Raw genomic sequence first — 21,246 nt, 5'->3', positions numbered from 1 at the left:
TTTTGTTTATGTGATGTTTCACTAGCCACGAACCCAATTAAGCAACGGCCGTGCCAAAGGTGTCTGTTTGTGGTATTTATAATATAATATACTTGTATTGTTGATTTTTTTTTAAAAAACTGGGATTGAGAATGGAGTCTCCAATTGTCTTTTTGAAAAGGGGAATCCATCATTTGTGTATTCTTTAAAAGAGCTTCTTGAAGAAATCAAAGTGCAAAAATCTTTTAAAAACAAAAGGTTAAGGCAGTCTATAAAAAATAGATTCATGAAATATTAAATGGAAACGTGTGGGGAGGACTTCTCGAAGGTGCAACGGTACTTGAGGTGCAACGGTACTTGAGGCGCATTGGTTGCGAGTCTCAAGCAAGGGGACGCCACGTTGGTAGAGGGGGGAAATCGAAGGGAGATGAAGACTTGATGGGAAGCGTGTCCAGAAAGTCCCCCTTATCTGGATGGTAAGAGGGACTTTCTCAATGAGAGGTGCTTTTCTTCTTCGTCAGTTTTTTACCACGACAGGGATTTTCTGGTGAGAACTTTGCCTGAGAGATGCCAGATGAGAGTTGTCAGCATGATGGAAACATACCCATCCACTGCATAATGCCAACCAAGATGGACTGAACCGATCAGAATAACTCCGCAGTAGAGGGAAAATACCCATCCGGCGAATGGGTTGATGCGCCATCCAAGCAGCACCATGAGCCATGCAATGGAAACATGCATGCTGGGCATGGCGGTTATGCCGGAAGCCATGGTGGTTGATTTGAGGTCGTAGCTCTTCAGCAGGATGTCCTGCATGTCAAGCGCCCATATTGGGTATATGGCATCGGCGTGGTGTAGATAGGTCATGAGGGGAGCATAGACATTGGGGACGTCCCCGAAGCGGTGGTAATAGCATGGTCCGGCAGAGGAGAGGAATGTCGCAGCAAGGGTTCCGATGAGTATCCAGCAGAGGAAAAACGCCAGCAGATACTGTTTTCTGAGCTCCTTGTTCGTGACGGAAAACGCCTGCCAGTAGAAGACCACAATGATCAGAAAGAGCCAGAGATTGTACATGATGTTGATGGCAAAGGTCATGATCGGGAAGCCGATGAAAGGCTGCAACCATTGCCATGGATCAGTGCCGAGATGCAGCCAGCGGTCCAACTCGCTCAAATTCGTATCAAGATGGAAGGGGATGACGGCGGGAATCATTCGTTTGAAGTTGGCAAAGGTTATGAGCATGAGAATGAAAAGAGCAATGGCCAGAGTCGCTCCGAAGAGGCGATCAAGAGTGAAGAATTCGTCTTTTAATTTTCGCATGACATGGGGAAACAGTTTCTCCGGCATGTCATGGATTTCGGCTTTGAAACAATAGATAATAAAAAAGAATCCTAGGGTCAGGGCAAACAGAAAAGCTGCTGTCCCGTTGTACAGGGCGAAATGGGCAAGTGATTCCAGGTGGAATATCTCTATATATATGAAGAGGGCCAGGGTATACAGGCTAACAACAGCTATGGGGATGATGTGAGCATGAATGTTTGCAAGAAGAATGGAGAAGGCGCGCCCACCAAATTTCAGCGTAGAGACTGCCGATCGGTGAGTTGTTGCCTGCAAGGTTTGGAGCATGGGAAACCTGCCAGATGGGTTCAGGGAACATGGGCGCGCACGAACTTCTCATGCGTCAAGAAAGACTCCAAAAAAAATGGATTCTTCCTGGCTATGGGCCATTATGCCTTGAATTGTGCAGGATCCATGCCGTGTTTCTTGAGTTTGTTCCAGAGATTTTTTGCTGAAATGCCGAGCGATTCGGCTGCGTCAGTCTGTGTCCCCCCGGTGAGACGCAGGGCGTTCTCGATGAGAGATCTTTCATATTGAATAAGTGCCTGTTTGAGTGGGAGGGAGGTTTCAGGCAGTGAGAGTCCGGCATCCTTCTGCGGTTGTTTGTTGGAAAAAGCCTGGTCCACTTCAGATGGAGTAATGACGGATGAAGTGCAGAAGATGGCGGCGCGTTCCACTGCGTTGGCAAATTGTCGGATATTGCCAGGCCAGTCGTAGTTGAAGAAAATTTCCATGGCATCGGCAGATATCGCGCTTATATCAGTGCCAAGGCGGCGGTTAGCTCGATCCAGAAAAAAATCTGCCAATTCGGGCAGATCAGTCTTGCGTTCCCGCAGCGGGGGCAGGATCAGGGTCGCGACATTCAGTCGATAGTAAAGATCGCTTCGGAAGTGGCCTTGAGCGATGCGCTCTTCAAGATCAAGGTTGGTGGCTGCAATGATGCGAACATCGTATTTGACCGGTTTGGCTCCTCCCAATCTTTCAGCCTGTTTCTGTTCAACGGCACGGAGGATTTTAGGCTGAAGGTGCATGGGCATTTCGCCGAGCTCATCCAGCAGAATGCTGCCTCCTTTGGCCATCTCGAATTTACCGTGCTTGACAGATGTCGCGCCGGTGAAGGCTCCTTTCTCGTGTCCAAACAATTCACTTTCAATGAGATTTTCCGGGATGGCGGCACAGTTGAGCTTGACAAATGGTCCCTTCCCCCGGGTGCTCATGGCGTGAATGGTATCTGAAACCAGTTCCTTGCCGGTTCCGGTTTCTCCCATGATCAGAACATCGGCATTGAGTTCCGCGACACGGGCAATCCTTTTCTTGATGGCCTGCATGGGAGCTGATTGGCCGATGATATCATGAAGGGGGCTGGTTGAACCGCGCTTTTTCAATTCTGCCAGCTCCAACTGCATACGGCGTTTTTCCATGGCGCGGCGGACAACAACCTCCATTTCACTCAGAGAGAATGGTTTGGTGAAGTAGTCATAGGCTCCATGTTGCATGGCTTGAACGCCGGAATCCTTGGAGGCATAGCCGGTCATGACAATGACATCCACTCCGGGGGCGGCGTCGGCGAGGTGGGGCAGCGCCTCCAGCCCGGACATGCCTGGGAGTTTGATGTCATGCAGTATGAGGTCGTAGTCTCCAGCTCCAGCCTTGGTAATGCCGTCTTCGGCAGTCGGTGCCGTGTCGATCTCATATCCCTTGTCTGTCAATGCTTCGACCAGCATTCCTTGAAAAGCGCGATCGTCATCAACAATCAGTATTTTTTCAGCCATACCCTCTCCTCCTTTGTCCCCTGCCCTGTATAATACAGAGTTTATTCCATTAAATCCACAAAAAATAGATGGGCAGGCCAGGTGTGGTGGCAATTCCAATGTTTCATTTTTTTTGTTTCTTGCAAAAAAATGTTTTATATCAGGTAATTGCCTATTTAAATAAAGATATTTATCGTCAATGGCATATCCATTGCTAATGCCGAATACACAGCTCGTTTCGGGCTGGAAGAATCGCTGACAAGGAGATTGGGCAATGAGAAAGAGAAACTTTTCACGCCAGGGGCTGGCTGCGGTGGAATTCGCCTTGCTGCTTCCGGGCTTTGCCTTGCTGCTCTTCCTGATTATTGAAGGTGCCAATGCCATGCATACATATTCAAGTTTGGTCGAAGCGAGCCGCGAGGGGGCACGTTTGGCACTGATGGATGGTGAAACATCTGAAATTGAAACACTGGTTCGGGCAATCACAGATGACCTGAACTCCGAGGCTCTGCGGACGTCCGTGACGACCGATACGGCCTCCAACACCGTGACTGTCGAGGTTTCCTATGATTACCAACCGTTTGGCGAGTATGCCATCGAAATGCTCACTGGCGAGGACTCGCTCACTCTTGCAGCGCAAACAACCATGCCGCTTCCCTGATAATTCCCGTTGTGGTGCCACGAGCATCCTGCTGGCTCTGCTGGTTCCCGTCATTCTCGGAATGGTGGGGTTGGCTGTGGACATGGGGAATATGTATGTTACGCATACGCGCCTTCAGGCCGCTGTTGATGCAGGTGCTTTGGCAGGAAGTCTGGAATTGCCATATGATCCTGACATAGACAAAGGGCTGGTCAAGCAGGCTGTTACTGACATGATCCATACCAACATGCCTGCTGCCGTAGTCCAGCAGGTTTCTCCCGGCACGGAAGTTCGCAGTGTCGTGGTCAAGGCCAAGGCTGAGGTCAAGCTTCTGATCATGGGCTTTACCGGTATCGCCGATCATTGGGTCTCGGCGTCAGCCGCCGCAGGTTTCAATAAGCTCGAAGTAGTTTTTGTGGTCGATAATTCCGGCTCCATGAAAGGCACGCCCATCAATTTGGTCAAGGAGGCGTCCATTGAGTTAACAGAGTTGCTCATGCCGGATGGGGCAGACCCGGACACCAAGGTCGGTCTGGTTCCCTTTCGCGGCAAGGTGAAAGTGGGAGATGATGTCGATGGTCTGGATGGTGGCTGCCGCAATGCGGACGGAAGCGTTAATAACGGCATCAATGATGAGTTCATGGATGACTATTACGCGCTTTCCTCTCGATACCGTCGTTCCATTGATTTGGATACGTGTTCGGATATTCCCGAAATCATGCCTCTCTCCCAGGACAAGGACGAGATCATTTCGGCCATCAATCAACAGACTGCCACCGGAAATGCCTCTGGCACGCTTATCTCCGAAGGAATCAAATGGGGGCGAAATGTCCTGACGCCGGAGGAACCGTACACCCAGGGTGGTGACAAGGAAGATATGCGCAAGATCATGATTGTCCTGACTGATGGGGATACGGAAGATGGCGAATGCGGAGGCTCCTACAGGGCCTCGTATCGACCGAATAATTATTGGACCAACGCCTACTTTGGTATGGGCGTCGATACGGCCCATTGTGAAAATGGCGGTGTCCTGAATGAGGAAATGCTCGCTGAGGCCGAATTGGCTAAGGATGCGGGAGTTGAGATTTTTTCCATCCGCTTTGGGTCTTCAGATAATACCGATGTCAGTTTGATGAAGGAAATTGCCTCCAGCAAAACAGGAACGGATGACCATTACTTTGATGCACCATCAGTCTACGATATCCCGGATGTCTTCAAGGAAATCGGGAAGCAGTTGGGCTGGCGGCTCTTGAACTAGGGAGAACAAGTATGAAACAGCGTAGCAATATTGCCCGTCGCAGAGGCGTCACCACCATTGAGTTCGCCCTTATCATTCCATTCATTTTTGTTTTGGTTCTCGGCATGGTCGAATTCGGATCGATCTTTTATTCGTGGCTGAGTATTCAGAAAGCCGCCCAGGTCGGAGCACGCTTTGCCGCGACCGGAGTGGGAGATGAAGAGGGAAATCGCTTGTCGCAAATCGTTGCCGAGACCGAGAAATGGCTGACGGCACTGGATAACGGAGCAAAGGAAATCACTGTCTCTTCCTGGCCCACAGCCAGTGCCACTGGTGATGGTGTGGAGAATGATCCCGGTGGGCCGTGCGAATTGGTCCAGGTCTCCGTTATATATCATTATCATCCCTTTACTCCTTTGGTTGGGGATGTCTTCCCGGAGGTGATCAATCTGGAAGGCCATGAACGAAAGCTTAATGAGCCGTGGAAGCCTTGTGGCGAATAGTGTCCTTTTCCCAATTTATTTGGCAGATTCCCATCGGTCTTTTTTCGAACGGATAAATATTTCCTTATAAATTTATTTTAATAAAAGGCCCGGCTCGGTATACTCTTTACGTGTACCGGGTCGGGCCTTTTATTTTTATTCGCAACAGCTTGTGGTTATGATAAGAATTATTGATTTTACTAAGGCTGTGCTGTACATCCTTGACTGTGAGTATTGATATATCCACGGCACGTACAATCATAATGGACATGACGGAATGGAGACTCGACTTTGAGTGATTATCCACAAATACTCGGTGTCTATTCGCTTCAATTGGAAGCGGAAATAGGAACCGGCGGCACGGCAGAGAAGCGTTCGAATATAACATATTGGTATGCTCGGCAGATCTCACAAAAGGAATTTGAGGTGCAACCGCTCAATGCGCATCATGTCCCTTCCGGCGTCCGAACCGTTCTTGGCGAGCTTGATTTTCTCAAGCAATACACCCCGGAACCTTCTTATTATCAGATTCATACTGTCCCTGCTCTTGAGACTTTGGCTCGAAAGATCGAACAGGGCGAGCAGGCCTTTTCCGCTGGAAATATGGATGAAGCCGAAGGGCAGTTCATCAAGGCGTTGATGATTGATGAGAAGAGTATTGATGCCAACTACGGATTGGGCGAGGTCTACTCACACACCAAGGAATTCAACAAGCTCAAGCGGGTCTTGAATACTCTGCTCGGCATCTCCGAGGCATTCACCTACGAGCATCGTCAGAAATTCAATAAGTTCGGCATCAGTTTGCGAAAGAACGGCCACTATGATGAATCGATTCGGTACTACAAGAAATCCCTGGAAATCGTGAATGACGACGAGAATGTCCATTTCAATCTTGCGCGAGTCTATTTTGAAAAAGGAATGAACGAGCCGTGCATGGCGAGTCTGAAAGACGCTTTGAATATCAATCCTCAGTTCATGGAAGCGCAAAAGTTTTTGAGATATTGCGAAAAAAACATGTGATAAACTGGGGACAATTTTTCAGCGGTCATCATCCCGAGCGATATCGACCATATCGTAGAAGATGATACTCAAGATGGCAGACCATCCCACGACATGAAAGAGTATGTTGCCTGTTGTGCTCAATGAAGATTCGATAGAATTCAAGACGGCACTGATGAGGAAGACGGAACAGGTTAATAAAAGGACACCCATCATATGGCATGCCCAATACATCACTCGATTTTTTTGCTCTCGATAACTGATAGCGGTCCACATCTGCATCATGGTTGCCCATACTATCGGAATCGCAACAAAAAATAAAAGTAAATTGCTTTCGTTCGGCAATTTGAAGTCGAGATAAAACTCGAAGTACAACACTCCTGTTATGAATATGAGAAGATCTCTCATAAGGACGAATAGAATCATCCGGTAAAACTAGATGAATTTGCGTGTACAAGCAATGTCCTTGGCACAGACAGAGAGTGCCTATGCTGACCACGTGGGTATTTTATTCCTCTACCGCACAGGATATTCTCAGTGAATAAGCATAAAAAAGCCCGGAAAACCGGGCTTTTTTATGCTTTCATGTTTGATTCAAGTCCAGGGAGCCATGAACTCCTGACTCGATTTGCCGCTTTCTATGTGGCTGATAAGCGCTGAACCGAAAACCGCCGCGTCCAGAAGCCCTTCAAATTGGGAGAGTTGATCAGGGTGTTTGATCCCAAAACCCAAGGCAATGGGGACCGTGAATATTTCGCGGGCTTCGGTCAGTTTTTCCTTAATACGGGCAGGCAGGGATTCCCGTTGACCAGTGGTGCCGAGGACCGAGACAAAATAGCAAAATCCAGTAGCACCCTTGGCATAGAGTTTCATGCGTTCCCGGCTTGTATTCAATCCGATAAGCGGGACCAGAGCCACTCCGTGGGATTCGATGGCTTGCTTGACAAAATCGGCTTCTTCGTAGGGTAAGTCAGCGATAATCAGTCCTGATACCCCAGCGGCCTCACAGTCCGCGCCGAATTGCTCCACTCCGTATTGGTAGACCGGGTTGAGATACCCCATGAGCAGCAATGCCGCATTGAATGAGCCTTTGCGCTTCTTGAGGCCTTCGAATATCCAAGTTAGGTCGATGCCGTCCTCCAGGCATTGGAGGGATGCTTTTTCCACCACTGGGCCATCGGCTACCGGGTCGGAAAAGGGCATGCCTATTTCAATGATGGATGCGCCTGCTGCGTCCAATTCTTCAAGTTCCTTCCAGAACTGTTCCCTGTTGGGGAAACCAGCCGGAAGAAATGGGATGAGGCCCACGGACCCTTTGGTCACAGCCTCGTCTATTTTTATTTGCATGGGATTCATATTTTACCCCTTCTTTACCACTGGCGTCTTCGAGTGCGCCAATGTGTTGTGGTGATGTGTCGAGTTCCCTCACGGGGATGGAGTGCACAGATGCCTGTTGGGGCTGTCTGAGTTCTCCGGCTCTACAGAATCTCGTCCAGTATCCCGAGATCCTTGTCTCCGCGACCGGACAGGCACACAAGCACGGACTTGCCTTGAAGCATCTTCTTGTTTTCAATGGCGTAGGCCACGGCGTGAGAAGATTCCAAAGCCGGGATGATGCCTTCACGCTGGGAAAGTACTTTGAAGGCATTGATGGCCTGTGCGTCATTGATGGTGACATATTCACCACGGCCGGAATCGTGCAAGTGCGCGTGTTCCGGTCCGACTCCAGGATAATCCAGACCTGGCGCGATGGAGTGGGACGGCAAAATCTGTCCTGTTTCTGTCTGTAGCAGCTTGGTCTTCATTCCATGCAGGATACCGTCCGAGCCAATGCTCAAGGGAGCGGAATTGTCACACCCCGGTTCTCCTGTTCCTGCTGCCTCCACACCTATGATTCGGACGGATGCATCGGGGATGAAGTGGTGGAACATGCCGATGGCATTGGAGCCACCTCCGACACACGCGACCACGGCATCGGGCAGAGAACCATTGTTGCGATCCATGAATTGCTGGCGGGCTTCTTGGGAAATGATCTGCTGGAATTGGCGAACCAGTGTCGGAAAGGGGTGTGGTCCGGCAGCGGTGCCAAAGCAGTAGTGCGTGGTTTCCTGATCGGACAACCAACGGCGCAACGCCTCATTGATGGCGTCCTTGAGGGTCTTGGTGCCGGATTCGACAGCCACTATCTCCGCACCCATGAGTCGCATCCGGTTGACATTGGGGGCTTGACGGACCACATCCGTGGCCCCCATGTAAATAATGGCCTTCATATCGAGCATGGCGGCCGCGACAGCCGTGGCCACGCCATGCATGCCTGCACCGGTCTCGGCCAGCAGTACATTTTTTCCCATCATCTTGGCTAGAAGGCCTTGTCCGAGGGTGTTGTTAATCTTATGTGCGCCGGAATGATTGAGGTCTTCCCGTTTGAGCCAGAGGTCAAGCCCGAGATCTTTGGAAAGATTAGCGCAATGGGTCATAGCCGAAGGACGGCCTACATTTTCCTTGAGCATATCGATAAAGCGTGTCTGGAACTCCTCGGAAGGGAGGATGGTTTCCATGGCTTTTTCCAGTTCGATAAGCGGGGGCATGAGCAGTTCCGGGATGAACTGGCCGCCGAAATCGCCGAAGTAACCTTTCTTCATGGTCAATATCCTTAATCCAGTTGTGCGAGGCGATCGAAAATGGCCCGCAGTCTGGTTTCGTCTTTGATGCCTGGTCCCGACTCCACTCCGGAATTGATGTCCAGTCCAGGAGGGTTGAGAGCAAGAGCTGAATCCAGATTTTGGGGATTCAGACCTCCTGCAAGGAACCAAGGTGTCTGTATTTCAATATGTTGGAGAACGCTAAAATCAATGGTTTGCCCTGTTCCTCCCTGTCCGGTCGACCCTGCGTCGAGCAGGAAGTGTCCGCAGACCTCGGCATAATTGTCCAGGTCACGTATCAGTGCGTGAGTCGAGGTGTACGTACTCGGCCAGAAGACCCGGATAACTCGATCCGGGCCGATGCTTTCGCAGAAGTCCACATCCTGTCCGCCGTGCAATTGGGCGGCATGGAGTCCGCACCGTTCCATGATCTCGTTGATCTCGGTGGCGGATTGGTTCACGAAGACACCCACTTTAGTGACACCGGTTTTGACCGAGGCCACAAAGTCCGGGTCGACGTTGCGTGGACTTTTGGGGTGGAAGATGAAGCCGAGCAGATCCGCGCCGAGTTCGACACAGAGTTCGACATCCTGCATGCGGGTCATGCCGCACACCTTGACCACAGGGCGTGCCATGTTATTTCGCTCCCGTCAGTTCAGCCAATTTTGCGGCCGGATCATCTGTTTCCATCAGGCAGGTGCCGATAAGCACGGCATCGTATCCGAGCTGAGCCATTTCGGTGACCTGTTTCCGTTCGGAAATTCCGCTGGCGCAGATCCAAAGTTCGTCTTCCCGCTTTTGGGCGATGAAGTTGCGAGCCTGGTCCAATGATATCTCAAGGGTGTCGAGATTTCTGTTGTTGACCTGGATGATGTCGGCTCCAGCTTCTCTGGCCATGTCGAGGTCTGCCTGGTCAAATATTTCGACGACCGGAGCGAGACCGGGCATCCGGGCGATCTCGATGAGTTGGCTGAGGTGGGTCGCATTATCACACATGCGTGCAATGAGGAGTACGGCCGAAGCCGGGCTGGATGCCGTCATGGCGACCTGGAGCGGGTCGAAAATGAAGTCCTTGCGTAACAGGGGGATACCGGGCTGGTTCATCATGAACAGAAAATCCGGGGTTCCCTTGAAGTATTTGTGCTCAGTAAGCACCGAGATGGCGGCTGCGCCGTTATCGGCATACATATCTGCATAATCGAGAGGATTGAGGTTCTCCCGCAGGATGCCCTTGCTCGGGCTGGCGGGCTTGAATTCGGCAATGACCGCTCCCGGCCCTTTTGCCCTGATGGCCTCGACAAATGATGGGCGTTCACCCTGATAGGCGGCAGGAACGCGACCCTCCATGAAGTCTTTTCGGAGAGAGTCGATTTCCAGTTGCTTTGCTTCCCTGAATTTATCCAACATACGGAATTCCTTTTTGCAGTCCTTGATTGACGACATCACGGGCGATATCGGCGCATTCAGCCATAGTGCCCTTGTCCAGAAGATGCAGGCACCCTGCCAGATTCAGGGCCACCATGTCCATCATGGCCTGGGGGCCTTTGCCTTCCAGAATAGTACGCAGTCGTGCGACTGCATCGGCTTTTCCTTCTACCCGGACATCCTTTGGATCGTACGCGGCAAAGCCGAGTTTGGCAGGGTCAAGGACAGTTTTTTCCATGACACCGTCGTTGACGATATAGCCTCGGTTCATGCCCCAGGTCGTGAGTTCGTCAAAGCCGCCTGCGCCGGAGAATATCAGCGCGCGTCTTACTCCTGTCAGGAGTAAGGTTTCACCCATGAGGTGAAGTTTGTCCGGGTCGCCTACCCCGAGCAACTGATGGGATGGTCTGGCTGGGTTGAGCAGCGGCCCCATGAAGTTGAAAAGGGTGCGGATGCCGAGTTGCTGACGCACGGGCATGACGTACTTGAAAGAGGGGTGATACGCTGGGGCGAAGAGGAAGGCGAAGTGGTGCTTCTCAAGTCCTTTGGCTGCCTGCTCGGGAGACAGGTCCAGTGGGATGCCGAGAGCTTCCAGAGCATCGGCAGATCCGCAGGAAGAGGACAAGGCCCGGTTACCATGTTTGGCGACGGTAAAGCCCATGTCAGCGAGAAACAGGGAGACGGCAGTGGAGTTGTTGAAACTGCATTGTCCGTCACCGCCTGTGCCACAGGTATCTACAACCGGTTCCTTACGGGAGCCATCGAAGCCCGGAATCTTGTTGGCATGGGCGACGCCTGCGCGCACTCCTGCGGCCAGGTCTGTGGAGTCCTCTCCCTTGGCCCGCAGCCCCATAAGGAAAGCGCCTGTCTGTGCTTCGGTCATGTTGCCGTCCATAAGCTCGGTGAACATGAAGTCAGCCTGTTCGTCGGTCAGGGAATGTCGCGTGGCAAGAATTTCAAGTATTTCAGGAATTGTCATGATCATATCCTTTCATGTTCAAGAAGTTGCGAAGCAGGGCAGGGCCTTGGGGCGTCAGAATGGATTCCGGGTGGAACTGCACGCCGTGCCAGGGGCGGTCTTTATATTGAATACCCATGATTTCGCCCCGCTCAGTGGTGGCTGTCACTTCAAGCATCTCCGCTGCATCCTCTGCCGGAACGACCAGTGAATGGTAGCGGCAGACGGTGAACGGGGATTCCACTCCGGCAAAGACACTTTTCCCTTCATGAAATACGCGGGATGTCTTTCCATGCATGATCCTTTCTGCCCTTTTGACCGGTGCTCCCGCAAAATGTCCCAGGGTTTGGTGCCCGAGGCAGACGCCGAGGACAGGGGTTTCCTTGGGCAATCGAGCCAGAAATTCCAGGCAGAAGCCTGCATTCGCTGGGTTGCTCGGCCCAGGGGAGAGACAGACCCGTTCGAGTGTGCCCGAGGTTGCCAGAGCCAGCAGCTCTTCCCTGTCATTGCGAACGACAGTCGGATCAGACCCGAGTTGTTGGAATGCCTGCACCAGATTGAAAGTGAAGGAATCGAAATTATCGATCAGCAAAAACATCAGTGCCTCCCTTGCCGGAAATGACTTCCAAAAGCACGCGCGCCTTGTTTTGGCACTCGTTCCACTCTGATTCGGCGTTGGAATCATACACGATTCCGGCTCCAGCCTGCCAATGGCACAGACCATCACGAATCCACATGGAGCGGATAGTGATACCTGTATCCAAACTGACCTCTCCGTCATCCAGCCCCATCCATCCGATGCAGCCTCCGTAAGGACCGCGTTCCTGCGGTTCCAGTTCGGCGATAATCTCCATGGCGCGGATTTTGGGAGCGCCTGACAGGGTTCCGGCCGGGAAGGTTGCCTGAAGAACGTCAATTCCGTTGAGTTCCTCCTTGAGCGTGCCCTCCACATAGGAGGTCAGGTGCATCACGTGTGAGAAACGTTCGACGTTCATGAACTGCTCAACCGAGACCGTTCCCGGCTTGGAGATGCGGCCAAGATCGTTGCGTCCCAGATCGACGAGCATGACGTGCTCGGCGCATTCCTTGGGATCGGCGAGCAGTTCTTCTGCCAGACGGCGGTCCTCTTCTTCGGTCTCCCCCCTCCAGCGAGTTCCTGCAATGGGGCGGACTTCCAGTTCGCCTGCCACACTGCGGACCATCATTTCAGGGGATGAACCGAGGAGGGTGGTTCCGCAACTTGTGCCTTTGGACGCACAGTCCGGGAATTTCATGTAGAACATGAATGGCGAGGGGTTGGCCTGCCTGAGGCGGCGGTATATCTTGAATGGTTCGTCCGGCACAGGCACGGTGAAGCGGGTGGAAAGGACCACCTGAATGCATTCGCCTTCAGCGATGAGTTCCTTGCATCGTTCCACGCCCGCCATGTATTCTTCCTTGCCGGGATGGATAGTGGGTGCCCCGACCTCGGGTGCAGTCAGGTCCGCACCCCACTGGACCGGTGCAGGAGTCGGTGTGGCCCCTTCATCAAGGCTCAGATAGCAGCAGGAGTGGCGCAGGTGATCAAAAAGAACCAGTTGGCCGGGGAGAACGAGGCATGCCTCGGCATCGGCCGGTTTGCAGAATTTCGTGAGTTTGCGTTCGAACATTCCTGCCACGCCGTAGCCGAAATAACCGTATAGCCCTCGGGTGAGTCCCGGAAGACGATCCCGGTTATTGCCCCCTTCGGCGGTTTGCTCCATGGAGATGGTCTCGATAGCTTTTTTGACGCCGGAGAGGTATTCCATTCCTTCCAGTTTCTTGAGAGGAGCCAGGCGGTCGTCAGTGGTTTCAACGACAAGTTTGCCATCCACGGGGTGAAGCACCAGCCGATAATCCCAGGCAATAAGACTGTACCGTCCCAGGCGCCCGTCAACTTCTGCTGATTCGAGCAGTATCCCAGGCTGATCGCCAACCAATCCCATATAGAGACTGATGGTGGTTTGCACATCAGCAGGGAGCCATTTCCCATGCTGTTTCAGTGAAATCTTTTCCATTGAATGTATCCTTGCAAAAATATGTTTGATGCTTTTTTAATGGTAGGGGCGAGGTATGACCTGCCACCCTTTTACTTTTTTCCGATTTTCCGCTTTCTTTCACGTTCCGTTCATGACTGTTCTCCCTAAAAAAATGAAGCCACACCCTTTGGATGGGTGCGGCTTCGGTTACGTCGTAATCAATGCGTCCGGCTTTTGACCGCACCCCTAATATGTTTGTTCGTGACGCCACCACCACTGTGCGCGGTTGGCCAAAAGGTCGAGATCTCCACCAGCGGCAAGGCTGAGGTAAGACATGAATGAGCGGTTCACTTCCTGCAAAAACGGATTTGCCTCAGAAATGATCTCAAAAAGCTCGGTGTCCTGGGTCAGCATCTTCCGGGCTGAGTCAAGCCTGCGGTTGAAGGATGGCGTGATGAAATTTTCTATGCCGTTCACATCTCGGGCCGCAGCAAGAAAAGCGACAGTGGACGTGTAATTCAGCCCCTGGATAAATGCCATGGCGCGGTCGTGATCTTCAGCCGTGGAATCGAAACAGGAGTAACCGCATGATTCCATCAGGGCCGAGACCCTTGTGGCTGCATCGGTGTCACTCTTTCTTCCCGGAACAACGGCGATTCTGGGAGTGAACCCCTGGGGAATCACCGGGCCGAAGAGCGGGTGTGTCCCGACTATGGGGCCATCGTATGCATCGAGCATGGACTTGATGGGCAGGATCTTGACCGATCCGACATCACAGAGAATGGTGGGAGGGGTCAGGTACGGTTTGACCTGTTTCAGCACTCCTGCCATGGCAGTGACTGGAACACTCAGGATAAGCAGGTCGCATCCATCCAGTGCCGTGCGGATTTCCGCATCCGAAAACGGGCGGTTCAACGGAACGACATCGCAGCCCAATCGGGTGAAGGCGCTCCTGAAAACGCTTCCCATCTGGCCGCTTTCGCCCACTATGGCGATTTTTTTGCAATCCACGATATTCATTGATGTGTCCAGTGCCTTCTCATTGGAATGTGCATTATCCGATGATCTTGTTCCATTCATCGAAGAATCCGGGAAATGATTTGCCGACACAGGTCGGATTGTCAAGTGATACATCAATTCCCGCCAGTTGGAAGATGGACATGGACATAGCCATGCGGTGGTCTCCGTATGTGGTAAAGTCGATGGTGTGCCCCTTGGGCAGTCTTCCAGGGCGAATAATCAGAGAATCTTCACGTATTTCAGTGGAGGTTCCGGTACGAGCCACTTCCTTGGCGCAGGCTGCGAGACGATCGGTTTCCTTGATCCGCAGGTGGGCCACGTTTTCTATGGTCGTTGGTGAAGAAGCGTATGCGGCTGCCACAGCCACAGTCGGGACCAGATCCGGGCAACGTCCCATATCGACCTGAATGCCGCGCAAGGAACTCGGCTCTATCAGGATACCATCAAAATTGACTTTGATGGATGCTCCCATCTGGCTGAGGATATCCAGAATCGCACGATCTCCCTGCAACGAATCCGCAGCCAGTCCTTTGATCAATACTGGACGTTTCCCCACAGCTCCTGCGGCGAGAAAATAGCTGGCATTGGACCAATCGCCTTCGACCCGATAATCAGAGCAGTCATATCCTGTGGGCTTAACCACGAATCGAATGGTGCCAGGAGTGATTCCCTTGACGCAGCGCCAAGGGGTTTCCTGCCATGTCCCTTCACGTTTTTGTTCAACGGTGAAGCTGACCTTGAAATCTTCCATGATTCGCAGGGTCAGGGCCACATAAGGCCAAGAGACGGCTTTGTTTCCGGTTATGGTGATAGTCACGTCGTGGTCTGCCATGGGAGCACCCATGAGGAGGCCCGAGAGGTACTGGCTACTTTCCTCAAGTGTTATATCGACATTTTTTTTCGTGTACCCTTTGCATTTCATGACGAAGGGGAGGAATCCTTCCTGCTCTTCATAGTCAAATTTGGTCCCCAACCGCACAAGGGCTGTGGTCAGCTCTCCCATGGGACGTTCATGCATGCGGGGTGCTCCGTGGACATGGAAAGTCCCATGCCCGGCGGCGGCCACGGCGGTCATCAGACGGCAGGTAGTACCGGATTCGTGCATGAAAAGTTCATGGGGCTTTTCCCCTTTGTGCTTGCCGTCGGCATTGCCTCCTTTGGGCCCGTCTTCCATGCCGGTCACAATGAGGTTGCCGTTTTTTTCCTCGATGGCAGCCCCGCAGGCAGTGAGACAATTGCGCGTGCGTGTAATATCATCGGAGACGAGGATTGATGATATTTCGGAAGTGCCCTTGGCCAGGGCCGCCGCAATGAGGGTGCGGTGTGACAGAGACTTGCTGGGCGGCGCATTGATGACGATCGGTTCCTGGGTCATTGTCTTTCCTCCTGGGTGGGGTAGGTTCCAAGCACACGAAGTGTGTGGCACTGTTGTCGGATATCTTCGAGAACGTCTTCGTATCGTTCTGCGCCAAGGTCACATTCGAGATCAGCGAAGAAAACATATTTCCATTTTTCTCCACGAAACGGGCGTGATTCCAGTTTGGTGATATTGATGCTCTGGTGTGCCATGGTTGTCAGAACGCGTGCCAGGGCACCTGCCTTGTCCGGCAGGGTGAACAGGATGGTCGTTTTGTCCCGTTTGTCTTCCTGGGAAGGCGACGATCCGATAATAAGGAACCGGGTCCAGTTGTCCGGCAGGTCTTCAATGGACTGCGCCAGGATATTCATGCCGTGCATGTCGGCGAGCTTGGCATGGCCCACCACGGCTGCGGCTTTTTTGCCCGCGACCACCTCTGCGGCTTCTGCCGAGGATTCCATGGGAATAGTCGGCACATCACGCAGGTGCGTGCGGAGCCAGTCCCTGCATTGACCCAGAGGTTGCGGATGGGAGTAAACCACTTCCACATCCTCTATGCGGTCGGCATTGGACATCAGGCAGTGGCTGATGCGACTGAAAACCTCGGCCTGGATAGAGACTTTGTATTTCATGAACAGGTCGACGACTTGTCCGACAGTGCCTTCAATGGAATTTTCCAGCGGGATGACGCCAAGTTCGGCTCCCTCCTCCGCAACAGCACGAAATATTTCTTCGAAGTCCCCTTTGGGGGTCAGGGCTGCGGAACTGCCCATGTGCTCAATGGCGGCAAAATAGGAAAAGGTTCCTTCGGGGCCGAGGTAAACGACTCGTTCCGGGCGTTGCAAATGACGGGATGAAGACATGATTTCCCGATAAATGGTACGGAGGTGCTTATCGGGAAGCGGGCCAGGGCTTGAGTCTGCAATTTTGTCCATGACCTCCTGTTCCCGAAACGGCTTGTAGATAGGCTCATTGTGGGCGGCTTTGTAACGGCCCACGCCGAGGCTTACCCTGGCTCGTTGGTTGAGAAGGTCCACGATCTGTTTATCCAGGCTGTCAATTTTGACTCTGAGGTCTGTCAAATCCGGGATATCGCTCTTATCCATGTCGCCCATGAGTTTCTCCAGTCCGCTTTCCTGTTCTGATTTCAGCGTCAGATTTTTTGATGAAAGCACTGCAAAAAAGTGTTTGTGAGAGTTTCCCGGTCCCTGGGGTTCAGGGACCGGGACCATGAGAGATTTATCCCTCGACGATTTCTTCCTTGATCCGCATACCGAAGTGACGACCGGCTTCGTCAGTCTTGACCATGATTTTGTCACCAACGGAAAGAGTGACTACAGAGACAGGGGCACCCTTGTCGCTGACAACCCGAATTGTTTCGGCGTTTTGCAAAAAGACCTGGCCTTCCTTGATACCGTTTTCGGTTTTGACTTCCGCCTTGATCAGCAGCATGGGGCGAACTTCGACCTTGACACGGCCAACTGTAGCCAATGAGGTGGCTCCATCTGCGCCGACAATGAGAACATCAGTCCCTGCCGCGAGTTCTTCGAGATATGTGGTCTTGTCACCCGGCATCTGCGCGTAAGCGTGGACTGCCCCGGCGTTGACCCGAAACGGGCGTGCCGCCACATAGGGGTTGGATTCGGTTTCGGCATGAACCAAAAAAGAAAAGGCCGAGGAGTTGCCGATGAGCATTCCCTGGCCTTTTTTCAGCATGGAAATAGTATCCACACAGACTCTATGCCCGAGTCCTGTTGATTCAATGGCTGTAACTGTGGCGACTTGAAGCTCCATTGTTCCCTGCGACAGTTTGAGTTCCGCGACAATTTGCTTGAGATCGGCAGCACCTTCAGGCAGGACGACGACAGTATCACACCCTCGTTCCAGGATGCCTGCTGCCAGTATGGCTCGGTCATAATTTTCGCATTCCAGAGCCAGAGTGTCCACCTGCGCGAGGATGTTTTCCACCGGGATGATTTCCCACCCCTTTTTCAGGACAATGTCCTTACCATCCAGAATGCCCTTGATTGCAATGTCCTCGTCTGATTTTTGGGTCAGTTCGACAACGGGCATGGCCTCAGGAGTGATGACGGTGACACGGCCGAGAGCTTCCACATCCTTGACGTGGGCCTCGTCCACCATGACAGCGTCCACCCCGGATTCCAGGGCCAGAGTAATCAGGTTCTTGTCAAAGGGAACGGATTTGAAGATGACTTTTTTCATGGAGAAGTTCCGTTGGTTAGCCGTTGAGGTAATTGAGGGCGACATCCACGGATTCATCAGCGTGGACGATCATGTTCAGTGCTTCGACCAGACGGGTGGGATCCTCATGCTGGAAGACGTTGCGCCCGACGGAGAGCCCTGCGCCTCCGGCCTCCAGAGAATCATGCACCATTTGGAGAAAGGACTCGGTGCTGTCGAGTTTTGGCCCGCCAGCGATGACGACAGGGACACAACAGGCGTCGCATACTTTGGCGAAGGTGTCGATATCTCCAGTGTAGGGAACCTTGACAATATCTGCCCCGAGTTCCGTGCCGACGCGGGCACAGTGAGCGACGACGGCAGGGTCGTATTCATCGGAAATCTTAGGTCCGCGGGCATACACCATCGCCAGGAGCGGAATGCCCCAATTGGATGCTTTCGAAGCCACCATTCCAAAATCGGCCAACATGGCGGATTCGGTTTCGTCACCGAGGTTGCAGTGAATGGAGACGGCGTCTGCGCCGAGTCGGATGGCATCCTCAACCGAGGCGACCAGGGATTTTGCATTGGGGTAAGGAGAAAGGCTGGTTGATGCTGACAAGTGGACGATGAGGCCAATGTCCTTGCCGGAAGCACGATGTCCACATCGGACAAGCCCTTTGTGCTCAATGACTGCATTGGCTCCACCGGCGACAACTTTGCCGACAGCTTCGCGCATATCCACCAGTCCATCAATGGGGCCGACAGTGACTCCATGATCCATGGGGACGACTATGGTTCTGCCTGTGTTACGATTAACGATTCTTTCAAGCCTGATAGCTTTGCCTATGTGCATTTTCTCTCTCCAGTGGTTGTCTCTCTCGGACCATGGTTCTCATGAAACCGGCGGGAGATAAAAAAACAAGGGCCGCCGGCTTTCGCCCGCGGCCCTTGAAGAGGTTCTTTGTTCTGCTTGTATCCACCAGTTGGTTACAGTGCACCTCTCCCAAGACCGCGAGCGCGGCAATACCAATATCCAAAATAAAAGAAGGAAAAGTATGTTGGGGAGGCAATGGTGGAATTCATGCAAAATTCATATCCCCTCCGATAATGTTCTGTCAATATAAAAATAATTGCGATTTCGAATAGATGTCTTCTATTACCTTATATACAAGTAAGCCCTGTTTGTTTTTCTTCTGAATACTGAGTTGACAATTTTTGTATATTTTAGAGACTTCAAAAATGTAATAAATTACAAATTTGCAAAAATAGTAAGGTTTCATACGTCTTTGAATTGGCTGTTTTACATGAATAGCAATGAAAATGCAGTTTGGCACGGGTCTTGATAGAAGGGAGCCAGGTTAGAAACGCATTCCACTTCAAGGAGGAGTATCGTAATGTTTTTGAGAAAGTCCCCGACCCCTACGTTTAGCAAGGCCGTTGTCGCGATGGCAGCCATAGTGGTTGCCCTTGCCCCGACCCTTGCTCATGCAGAAGAGGTAGAGTACCTCACCCAGTCCAATGGTAACATCCTTTGGACACTTGTTGCCGCCATCCTGGTCATGTTCATGCAGGCCGGGTTCGGTTGTGTCGAAGCCGGGTTCACCCGTGCAAAATCGGCCGGTAATATCATGATGAAGAACTTTCTGGATTTCGCAGTTGGTTCTGTCGTCTTTTTCCTGTTCGGTTTTGCCGTTATGTTCGGCCTGGATGCAGGCGGATTTATCGGCACCTCCGGCTACGCCCTGAGTGGTGTGTCTGCTGCCGACCTGCCCTGGTCTTACACTTTCTGGTTCTTCCAGTCCGTGTTTGCTGCGACTGCCGCGACCATCGTCTCCGGTGGTATGGCCGAACGGACCAAATTTTCCAGTTACATTCTTGTTTCCATTGTCATTACCGCTATCATTTACCCAATGTCCGGTCACTGGGCCTGGGGTTCACTGTGGCTTGGAGATGACGGTGCCGGTTGGTTGGAAGGCCTTGGATTCTGTGACTTTGCCGGTTCCTCGGTCGTTCACTCTCTCGGTGGTTGGATTGCCCTGGCCGGAGCATTGGTGCTTGGTCCTCGTATCGGCAAGTACACCGAAGACGGAAAAGCCAATGCCATTCCTGGTCACAACATCCCCTTGGCTGGTCTGGGTGTTTTCATCCTTTGGTTCGGTTGGTTCGGATTCAATCCCGGTTCCACCACCACTGCTGATGACACCATTGGTCTGATCGCCATGAATACTTCCCTGGCTGCTGCTGGCGGTGTCCTTGGTGCCATGTTCATCTCCTGGTTCCGGTACGGCAAGCCTGACATCTCCATGACCATGAACGGAGCATTGGCTGGTCTGGTGGGTATCACTGCCGGTTGTGCCACTGTTTCGCCCAGCGGTGCTATCGCCATCGGCCTGGTCGCCGGTTGCCTGGTTGTCCTTTCCATTGAATTCATCGACAAGGTTCTCAAGATCGATGACCCCGTCGGAGCCTCTTCGGTTCATGGTGTGTGCGGTGCATGGGGAACGCTTGCCTGCGGTTTATTCAATCTTGATGGTGGGTTGTTCTATGGCGGCGGTTTCGCTCAGCTCGGTGTTCAGCTCATAGGTGTCGGTGTCTTCTTCGTCTGGGGATTTGGTACTGGCTACATCTTGATGTCTGTCGTCAAGGGGTTGTTTGGCCTGCGTGTCACAAAGGAAGAAGAACTTAAGGGTCTGGATATTGCTGAGCACGGCTCCGAGTCCTACAACGGATTCCAGCTCTTCAGCAACGAATAGGCGCGAAGTTCGATCACCAGACACTATAAGGAGAAGAAAAAATGAAGCTCATCATAGCATACATCAGACCTGAAAAACTCAATGACGTGAAGCAAGCCTTGTTCGCCAAGGAAATATACTCCATGTCCGTGACAAATATCCTGGGATCAGGTCGTCAGAAAGGGTTTACCGAAACCTACCGTGGCGTCCAGATGGAAGTGAACCTGCTCAAGAAAGTTCGTCTTGAAATCGGCGTCAATAACGACTTCGAGGCGAAAGCCATAGAGGCCATTCAGACCGCAGGACAGACCGGAAGCGAAGGCGATGGTGTCATCTTTGTCACCGAGCTTGCCAAGGCGCTGCGTATCAGAACCGCCGAAGACGGTATCCTTTAAAACTGAGTGTCAAGAGACCGATATGGCCGGGGCGGCGAGTCCGTCCCGGCCTTTTCAAAACTCCAACCGAACGCGAAGCAGCCTGTCACAGACGACTCTCCGTCAGTCAT

At 52.3% G+C, this 21,246-nt stretch carries 21 protein-coding genes; 6 read left to right on the top strand and 15 right to left on the bottom strand.

What is annotated here, in order from left to right:
* Window positions 1–504: 504 nt before the first annotated feature.
* Both BN4_RS07300 and BN4_RS07295 read right to left on the bottom strand, forming a co-directional pair.
* Entirely contained in the window at window positions 505–1,605 is a 1,101-nt protein-coding gene (locus BN4_RS07300) for a phosphatase PAP2 family protein (RefSeq protein WP_015414734.1), read from the bottom strand.
* Between the two features lie 101 nt (window positions 1,606–1,706).
* A complete protein-coding gene (locus BN4_RS07295) occupies window positions 1,707–3,089 on the bottom strand; it encodes a sigma-54-dependent transcriptional regulator (RefSeq protein WP_015414733.1) in 1,383 nt (460 codons plus the stop codon).
* Between the two features lie 253 nt (window positions 3,090–3,342).
* Between BN4_RS07295 and BN4_RS07290 the strand changes: the two genes are divergently transcribed.
* From BN4_RS07290 to BN4_RS07275, 4 genes are all read left to right on the top strand, one after another.
* Window positions 3,343–3,729, top strand: coding sequence for a TadE/TadG family type IV pilus assembly protein (locus tag BN4_RS07290; protein WP_015414732.1), 387 nt, complete (start codon window positions 3,343–3,345; stop codon window positions 3,727–3,729).
* A complete protein-coding gene (locus BN4_RS07285) occupies window positions 3,698–4,966 on the top strand; it encodes a VWA domain-containing protein (protein ID WP_015414731.1) in 1,269 nt (422 codons plus the stop codon). Before BN4_RS07290 ends, BN4_RS07285 begins: the two co-directional genes overlap by 32 nt.
* Before the next feature lie 11 nt (window positions 4,967–4,977).
* A complete protein-coding gene (locus BN4_RS07280; protein WP_015414730.1) occupies window positions 4,978–5,448 on the top strand; it encodes a TadE/TadG family type IV pilus assembly protein in 471 nt (156 codons plus the stop codon).
* A gap of 270 nt (window positions 5,449–5,718) precedes the next feature.
* Window positions 5,719–6,447, top strand: coding sequence for a tetratricopeptide repeat protein (locus BN4_RS07275; protein WP_015414729.1), 729 nt, complete (start codon window positions 5,719–5,721; stop codon window positions 6,445–6,447).
* A gap of 18 nt (window positions 6,448–6,465) precedes the next feature.
* Here BN4_RS07275 and BN4_RS18120 read toward each other — a convergent pair whose 3' ends face one another.
* From BN4_RS18120 to BN4_RS07210, 13 genes are all read right to left on the bottom strand, one after another.
* Window positions 6,466–6,711: a hypothetical protein gene (locus BN4_RS18120; protein ID WP_231856588.1), complete on the bottom strand. Its 246-nt coding sequence runs from the start codon at window positions 6,709–6,711 to the stop codon at window positions 6,466–6,468.
* 309 nt (window positions 6,712–7,020) lie between these two features.
* The gene (gene trpA, locus BN4_RS07265) at window positions 7,021–7,782 is read right to left on the bottom strand and encodes a tryptophan synthase subunit alpha (protein ID WP_015414728.1); all 762 of its coding nucleotides are present in this window, start codon (window positions 7,780–7,782) and stop codon (window positions 7,021–7,023) included.
* A gap of 122 nt (window positions 7,783–7,904) precedes the next feature.
* A complete protein-coding gene (gene trpB, locus BN4_RS07260) occupies window positions 7,905–9,068 on the bottom strand; it encodes a tryptophan synthase subunit beta (protein WP_015414727.1) in 1,164 nt (387 codons plus the stop codon).
* A gap of 11 nt (window positions 9,069–9,079) precedes the next feature.
* Window positions 9,080–9,703 carry a phosphoribosylanthranilate isomerase gene (locus BN4_RS07255; RefSeq protein ID WP_015414726.1) on the bottom strand — a complete coding sequence of 208 codons (624 nt, stop codon included), beginning with the start codon at window positions 9,701–9,703 and terminating at the stop codon, window positions 9,080–9,082.
* A gap of 1 nt (window position 9,704) precedes the next feature.
* The gene (locus BN4_RS07250; protein ID WP_015414725.1) at window positions 9,705–10,475 is read right to left on the bottom strand and encodes an indole-3-glycerol phosphate synthase TrpC; all 771 of its coding nucleotides are present in this window, start codon (window positions 10,473–10,475) and stop codon (window positions 9,705–9,707) included.
* Window positions 10,465–11,472, bottom strand: coding sequence for an anthranilate phosphoribosyltransferase (trpD, locus tag BN4_RS07245; protein WP_015414724.1), 1,008 nt, complete (start codon window positions 11,470–11,472; stop codon window positions 10,465–10,467). The genes BN4_RS07250 and trpD overlap by 11 nt, the downstream gene beginning before the upstream one ends.
* Window positions 11,459–12,049, bottom strand: a complete 591-nt coding sequence (locus BN4_RS07240) for an anthranilate synthase component II (RefSeq protein ID WP_015414723.1) — start codon at window positions 12,047–12,049, stop codon at window positions 11,459–11,461. The genes trpD and BN4_RS07240 overlap by 14 nt, the downstream gene beginning before the upstream one ends.
* Window positions 12,030–13,487, bottom strand: coding sequence for an anthranilate synthase component I family protein (locus tag BN4_RS07235; RefSeq protein WP_015414722.1), 1,458 nt, complete (start codon window positions 13,485–13,487; stop codon window positions 12,030–12,032). The genes BN4_RS07240 and BN4_RS07235 overlap by 20 nt, the downstream gene beginning before the upstream one ends.
* Window positions 13,488–13,694: 207 nt before the next feature.
* Window positions 13,695–14,468: a prephenate dehydrogenase gene (locus tag BN4_RS07230; RefSeq protein ID WP_015414721.1), complete on the bottom strand. Its 774-nt coding sequence runs from the start codon at window positions 14,466–14,468 to the stop codon at window positions 13,695–13,697.
* 34 nt (window positions 14,469–14,502) lie between these two features.
* The gene (gene aroA, locus BN4_RS07225; RefSeq protein ID WP_015414720.1) at window positions 14,503–15,843 is read right to left on the bottom strand and encodes a 3-phosphoshikimate 1-carboxyvinyltransferase; all 1,341 of its coding nucleotides are present in this window, start codon (window positions 15,841–15,843) and stop codon (window positions 14,503–14,505) included.
* Window positions 15,840–16,931 carry a prephenate dehydratase gene (pheA, locus tag BN4_RS07220; RefSeq protein ID WP_041720788.1) on the bottom strand — a complete coding sequence of 364 codons (1,092 nt, stop codon included), beginning with the start codon at window positions 16,929–16,931 and terminating at the stop codon, window positions 15,840–15,842. Before pheA ends, aroA begins: the two co-directional genes overlap by 4 nt.
* Before the next feature lie 133 nt (window positions 16,932–17,064).
* Window positions 17,065–18,048 carry a 3-dehydroquinate synthase II family protein gene (locus BN4_RS07215; protein ID WP_015414718.1) on the bottom strand — a complete coding sequence of 328 codons (984 nt, stop codon included), beginning with the start codon at window positions 18,046–18,048 and terminating at the stop codon, window positions 17,065–17,067.
* Between the two features lie 16 nt (window positions 18,049–18,064).
* Window positions 18,065–18,862, bottom strand: a complete 798-nt coding sequence (locus BN4_RS07210; protein ID WP_015414717.1) for a 2-amino-3,7-dideoxy-D-threo-hept-6-ulosonate synthase — start codon at window positions 18,860–18,862, stop codon at window positions 18,065–18,067.
* Between the two features lie 541 nt (window positions 18,863–19,403).
* Between BN4_RS07210 and BN4_RS07205 the strand changes: the two genes are divergently transcribed.
* Entirely contained in the window at window positions 19,404–20,762 is a 1,359-nt protein-coding gene (locus BN4_RS07205) for an ammonium transporter (RefSeq protein WP_015414716.1), read from the top strand.
* Window positions 20,763–20,803: 41 nt separating this feature from the next.
* On the top strand, window positions 20,804–21,136 hold the full coding sequence (locus tag BN4_RS07200; RefSeq protein ID WP_015414715.1) for a P-II family nitrogen regulator: 333 nt from the start codon (window positions 20,804–20,806) through the stop codon (window positions 21,134–21,136).
* Window positions 21,137–21,246: the final 110 nt, after the last annotated feature.

Origin of the sequence: Pseudodesulfovibrio piezophilus C1TLV30, assembly GCF_000341895.1 — a bacterium.
Taxonomy (GTDB): domain Bacteria; phylum Desulfobacterota; class Desulfovibrionia; order Desulfovibrionales; family Desulfovibrionaceae; genus Pseudodesulfovibrio; species Pseudodesulfovibrio piezophilus.
The sequence above is the reverse complement of the archived record's forward strand: the minus strand, read 5'-3'. Positions and strand labels throughout refer to the sequence as shown.

Coding starts and splice junctions, on each gene's coding strand:
- BN4_RS07300 (WP_015414734.1), bottom strand. CDS start 1,605: ATGCTCCAAACCTTGCAGGCAACAACTCACCGATCGGCAGTCTCTACG.
- BN4_RS07295 (WP_015414733.1), bottom strand. CDS start 3,089: ATGGCTGAAAAAATACTGATTGTTGATGACGATCGCGCTTTTCAAGGA.
- BN4_RS07290 (WP_015414732.1), top strand. CDS start 3,343: ATGAGAAAGAGAAACTTTTCACGCCAGGGGCTGGCTGCGGTGGAATTC.
- BN4_RS07280 (WP_015414730.1), top strand. CDS start 4,978: ATGAAACAGCGTAGCAATATTGCCCGTCGCAGAGGCGTCACCACCATT.
- BN4_RS18120 (WP_231856588.1), bottom strand. CDS start 6,711: ATGATGCAGATGTGGACCGCTATCAGTTATCGAGAGCAAAAAAATCGA.
- trpA (WP_015414728.1), bottom strand. CDS start 7,782: ATGAATCCCATGCAAATAAAAATAGACGAGGCTGTGACCAAAGGGTCC.
- trpB (WP_015414727.1), bottom strand. CDS start 9,068: ATGAAGAAAGGTTACTTCGGCGATTTCGGCGGCCAGTTCATCCCGGAA.
- BN4_RS07255 (WP_015414726.1), bottom strand. CDS start 9,703: ATGGCACGCCCTGTGGTCAAGGTGTGCGGCATGACCCGCATGCAGGAT.
- BN4_RS07250 (WP_015414725.1), bottom strand. CDS start 10,475: ATGTTGGATAAATTCAGGGAAGCAAAGCAACTGGAAATCGACTCTCTC.
- trpD (WP_015414724.1), bottom strand. CDS start 11,472: ATGACAATTCCTGAAATACTTGAAATTCTTGCCACGCGACATTCCCTG.
- BN4_RS07240 (WP_015414723.1), bottom strand. CDS start 12,049: ATGTTTTTGCTGATCGATAATTTCGATTCCTTCACTTTCAATCTGGTG.
- BN4_RS07235 (WP_015414722.1), bottom strand. CDS start 13,487: ATGGAAAAGATTTCACTGAAACAGCATGGGAAATGGCTCCCTGCTGAT.
- BN4_RS07230 (WP_015414721.1), bottom strand. CDS start 14,468: ATGAATATCGTGGATTGCAAAAAAATCGCCATAGTGGGCGAAAGCGGC.
- aroA (WP_015414720.1), bottom strand. CDS start 15,843: ATGACCCAGGAACCGATCGTCATCAATGCGCCGCCCAGCAAGTCTCTG.
- pheA (WP_041720788.1), bottom strand. CDS start 16,931: ATGGATAAGAGCGATATCCCGGATTTGACAGACCTCAGAGTCAAAATT.
- BN4_RS07215 (WP_015414718.1), bottom strand. CDS start 18,048: ATGAAAAAAGTCATCTTCAAATCCGTTCCCTTTGACAAGAACCTGATT.
- BN4_RS07210 (WP_015414717.1), bottom strand. CDS start 18,862: ATGCACATAGGCAAAGCTATCAGGCTTGAAAGAATCGTTAATCGTAAC.
- BN4_RS07205 (WP_015414716.1), top strand. CDS start 19,404: ATGTTTTTGAGAAAGTCCCCGACCCCTACGTTTAGCAAGGCCGTTGTC.
- BN4_RS07200 (WP_015414715.1), top strand. CDS start 20,804: ATGAAGCTCATCATAGCATACATCAGACCTGAAAAACTCAATGACGTG.